Genomic DNA, 2,285 nt, shown 5'->3' on the forward strand with positions numbered 1-2,285 from the left:
GTGCTTGCAAGATTTCCGCCTTACTATGAAAGGTATATCGAGGTTTTCGGCGGTGCAGGCTGGGTGTTGTTTCATAAGCCGCCGGGTATGGATTTTGAGGTGTATAACGATTTTAACGGAAATCTCTCAAATCTTTATCGGTGTGTGCGTGATAAACCCAATAAGCTGAAATACAAGTTGCGGTATGTCCTCAATTCCCGTGAAGATTTTGACCGTATCGCTTTACTTCATAAGCGTGGGATTTTTGAAAAGCTATGTGATGCAGACAGAGCGTCAAAATTCTATCAGCTCATAAGGTACAGCTATGCTTCGGGACTTGACAGCTTTGGAAGTCAGCCGCATTCGATGTGGTCGGACTTCCCTATGATCGACCTTGCCGCAAGGCGGTTGCAGAAGGTAGTAGTTGAGAATAAAGATTTTGAAAAGCTTATCAGGCAGTATGACAGACCCGTCAGCTTTTTTTACTGCGATCCGCCCTACTTTGCTACAGAAAGCTACTACAAGGACGTGGGATTTACGGCAAAGGATCATATCAGACTGCGTGATACACTTTTAGAGATCAAAGGCAAGTTCTTGGTTTCATACAATGACTGTCCGGAGATAAGGGAGATATGGGACAAGCCTAATATCCACATCGAGGAGATAAGCAGACTTAACAACTTAGCACAGCGTTATGACGCAGGCTGTCAGTACGGCGAACTGCTTATCTCAAATTATGATACAAGCGAAAGAGTAAAGGCGGCTTGTCAGCTTTCGCTGTTTGACGATGAAACAATTTTGGAGGTTTAATTTTATGAAAAATATGATATACACAAAAGGATTTATCAACAATTCAGGGGACATAGAAGTGCCCGGTGTATTTTTGGAAGAAGGTGCGGAAGTCGAGCTGAAAATATCGGTAGCGAGGGGTAAATTTGAAATAGCACTTTTCCCCTCAGAGGACAAAGTACCGTTCCGTGACTGTGGAATCTCGGAGGAAGAGATACAGCGTACCTGTTCCATGTACGAAGACTGCGACGGGTGTCCGCTTAATGACTACTGCGGAGAGGAATCGGAGGTGGTTTCATGAAAATACTTGTGTTTGAACCGATGAAAAAGCCGTATGTGAAGGATATTAAAGATAATATTCACGCTATGCAGGAAATTGTGGGCGGCAGCATAGAACCCATATATTTTGAACCAAAGCAGGACGCAATCGTCTGGTGTAATGACGAATTTCTGCTGAACGGTTCAGAGCCTAACAGGATTGTGGGTGCAACACTTGTCCACGGTACTTTTTACATCTCAGGCAACTATCAAAATGAATACGGCGAGTGGGATAGCTGTTCACTTACCGATGAACAGATTGAAAAGTACAAGGAGCAGTTTTCTCATATGATAGTTGATCTGCCGGGCATAGGTCTTGTGGCTGTGAATGAGTGTCACCCCGAAATTGTCCAGTCGGAAGAAGTAGCCGAAGATTTAGAAGATTCGGAAGAACCCGAAATTACAATGTCATAAATGAAAGGAAAAGGTGATGCAAATGAAAATTTCAGCAACGATCAACAGACTGGTGGACAAGCCCGACAGCAATATCAAGGCTTTTGCAAGCGTAAGTTTTGACGGATTTTACGCCGTTCACGGTATCAAGGTGTGCGAGGGAGAAAAAGGGCGATTTGTTTCCATGCCGTCAACTCAGTACACCGACCGTGACGGGAACAAGCAGTATCAGGATATTTTCCACCCCATAAGCAAGGGTGCGAGAAATGCGCTTAATCAGGCGGTTCTCAATGCCTATGATATTAAATTACAGCAGGTTCAGCAGACTGAGATTGAGGTTGAAAATTCTCCCGATGAGGAAATGAGCGGCGAGCTTTCCGATGAACCTGAACCGGAAATATCAATGTAGTACAAAGGCAGGCTGTGCAAATTGTCACAAAGGTAGAACTTCGGTAAAAAGTCTGGATTTACAAGAAAAAATGTGATATATTGCTTGTCAAAGGAGCGTGATAATATGAGAAAAGTAATGGTCATATCAATACTCTGTGCGGTGATTTTATCAGCCTGCGGAAATGTTTCTGAAACTGCGGAAACCTCAGAGGTGAGCCAAACTACAACTACGTTGACAACCTCTGCAGCAACGGCAAAGGAAGAAAAGGATACAAGCGAAACCGCTACTACGATAAAGAGTTCGCAGAGGGTATCCGAGAATTCAAAGCCGACAGGTACCACAGTAACTACGACCAAGAAATCTGGTTCTTCAAATGCGAACGGAAATTCTAATCAGGGTCAGAATAATAACGGTC

At 43.8% G+C, this 2,285-nt stretch carries 5 protein-coding genes; all 5 read left to right on the forward strand.

The annotated features are described in order from the left end of the window. The coding region (locus tag AB5123_RS14145) for a DNA adenine methylase (protein ID WP_368364981.1) at positions 1–789 on the forward strand (789 nt) is incomplete at its 5' end. A 4-nt stretch (positions 790–793) separates the two neighbouring features. Further along, positions 794–1,069: a hypothetical protein gene (locus AB5123_RS14150; protein WP_117893638.1), complete on the forward strand. Its 276-nt coding sequence runs from the start codon at positions 794–796 to the stop codon at positions 1,067–1,069. After that, positions 1,066–1,500, forward strand: a complete 435-nt coding sequence (locus AB5123_RS14155) for a DUF3846 domain-containing protein (protein ID WP_117940371.1) — start codon at positions 1,066–1,068, stop codon at positions 1,498–1,500. Before AB5123_RS14150 ends, AB5123_RS14155 begins: the two co-directional genes overlap by 4 nt. A gap of 22 nt (positions 1,501–1,522) precedes the next feature. Next, the gene (locus AB5123_RS14160) at positions 1,523–1,888 is read left to right on the forward strand and encodes a SpoVG family protein (RefSeq protein WP_347504200.1); all 366 of its coding nucleotides are present in this window, start codon (positions 1,523–1,525) and stop codon (positions 1,886–1,888) included. A gap of 105 nt (positions 1,889–1,993) precedes the next feature. Beyond that, positions 1,994–2,285, forward strand: a 292-nt coding sequence (locus AB5123_RS14165) for a hypothetical protein (protein ID WP_368364982.1), incomplete at its 3' end; no start/stop codon positions are given.

This window comes from Ruminococcus sp. RTP21204st1_B2_RTP21204_210225 (assembly GCF_040914135.1).
Taxonomy (GTDB): Bacteria; Bacillota; Clostridia; order Oscillospirales; family Ruminococcaceae; genus Hominimerdicola; species Hominimerdicola aceti.

What these genes read in the sequence shown, in the direction of transcription:
- AB5123_RS14160 (WP_347504200.1), top strand. Translation starts at nt 1,523, where the DNA reads ATGAAAATTTCAGCAACGATCAACAGACTGGTGGACAAGCCCGACAGC.
- AB5123_RS14155 (WP_117940371.1), top strand. Translation starts at nt 1,066, where the DNA reads ATGAAAATACTTGTGTTTGAACCGATGAAAAAGCCGTATGTGAAGGAT.
- AB5123_RS14150 (WP_117893638.1), top strand. Translation starts at nt 794, where the DNA reads ATGAAAAATATGATATACACAAAAGGATTTATCAACAATTCAGGGGAC.